This is a genomic window from Aquabacterium sp. (assembly GCF_041915145.1).
In the GTDB taxonomy this organism is placed as follows: Bacteria; Pseudomonadota; Gammaproteobacteria; order Burkholderiales; family Burkholderiaceae_C; genus Aquabacterium.
The window spans coordinates 1-1782 of the sequence record NZ_JAYSBZ010000174.1 but is presented as its reverse complement, the minus strand read 5'-3'; the positions used below and the strand labels follow the sequence as shown (position 1 = coordinate 1782).

The following is a 1782-nucleotide window of genomic DNA, read 5'->3' as shown; positions in this document are numbered from 1 at the left end:
AGCTCGAAGGCTTGAAGTTCAAGCACCCGCTGGCCCACGTTGATGCCGGCTACGACCGCGAGGCGCCGATCTACCTGGCCGACTACGTGAGCGCCGAAGACGGCACGGGCATCGTGCATGCCGCGCCGGCTTACGGCGTGGACGACTTCAACTCGTGCGTCGCCCACGGCCTGAAGTTCGACGACATCAAGAACCCGGTGCAGGGCAACGGCGTGTATGAGGCCGACCTGCCGCTGTTCGCCGGCCAGCACATCTGGAAGGCCGCGCCCGTTGTGCTCGAAACCCTGCGCGAGAACGGCCGCGTGCTCGCCAGCCAGAACATCGTCCACAGTTACCCGCATTGCTGGCGCCACAAGACGCCGGTGATCTTCCGCGCCGCTGCGCAGTGGTTCGTGCGCATGGACGAAGGCGAGGGCGTGTTCACCGTCAACAAGGCGCCCAAGACGCTGCGCCAGACCGCGCTCGACGCCATCGACCACACCACCTTCTACCCCGAGAACGGCCGCACCCGCCTGCGCGACATGATCGCCAACCGGCCCGACTGGTGCATCAGCCGCCAGCGCAACTGGGGCGTGCCGCTGCCGTTCTTCCTGCACAAGGTGACGGGCGAACTGCACCCCGACACGATGGCCCTGATGGACCGCGCCGCTGATCTGGTGCAGCAAGGCGGCGTCGAAGCCTGGGCCAAGCTGGACGTGGCCGAGTGGCTGGGCGCCGATGCGGCCCACTACAGCAAGTCCACCGACATCCTCGACGTGTGGTTCGACTCGGGCACCTCGTTCTTCCACGTGCTCAACGCCGAGCACGGCAGCCACCCGACCGCCGGGCATCTGCAGGGGCAGGAGGCTGATCTCTACCTCGAAGGCCACGACCAGCATCGCGGCTGGTTCCACAGCTCGCTGCTGGCGGCTTGCGCCATCTACGGCCGCGCGCCGTACAAGGGCCTGCTGACGCACGGCTTCACCGTGGACGGCCAGGGCCGCAAGATGTCGAAGTCGGTCGGCAACACGGTGGCGCCGCAAGAGGTGTCCAACAAGATGGGCGCCGAGATCATCCGCCTGTGGGCCGCATCCACCGACTACTCGGGCGACCTCGGCATCGACGACAAGATCCTGGCCCGCGTGGTCGATGGCTACCGCCGCATCCGCAACACGCTGCGCTTCCTGCTGGCCAACGTGTCGGACTTCGACGCCGCGCAAGATGCCGTGCCGCACGCCGAGCTGCTCGAGATCGACCGTTACGCCTTGGCGCGTGCGGCCGAACTGCAGGCCGACATCCTGGCGCACTACGAGCGCTACGAGTTCCACCCGGTGGTCGCCAAGCTGCAGGTGTATTGCTCCGAAGACCTCGGCGCCTTCTACCTCGACGTGCTGAAGGACCGCCTCTACACGACCGCGCCCAAGAGCCTTGCGCGCCGATCGGCGCAGACCGCGCTGTGGCACCTCACGCACGCCATGCTGCGCTGGATGGCGCCGTTCCTGAGCTTCACGGCCGAAGAGGCCTGGAAGGTCTTCACCGGCGCGGGCACCGGCAGCACCATCTTCACCGAGACCTTCTGGAGCGAGGGGGCATTCGCTCAAGCCGAGTCGGCCCTGCTGGCCAAGTGGAGCCGCATCCGCGAGATCCGCGACGTGGTGAACAAGGAGATCGAAGCTGTGCGCGGTGGTGGTCAGGTTGGCTCGTCGCTGCAGGCCGAGCTCACCATCACCGTCAACGCCGAGGACTTCGCACTGCTCAGCACGCTGGGTGATGACCTCAAGTTCGTCACCATCACCTCCAAGG

The 1782-nt window shown here is 66.8% G+C and carries 1 protein-coding gene; it reads left to right on the top strand.

Features of this window, described 5'->3' with window-relative positions; all coding sequences use genetic code 11:
• Nucleotides 1-1782, top strand: a 1782-nt coding sequence (locus tag ACE3SS_RS15680) for an isoleucine--tRNA ligase (protein WP_374595550.1), incomplete at both ends; no start/stop codon positions are given.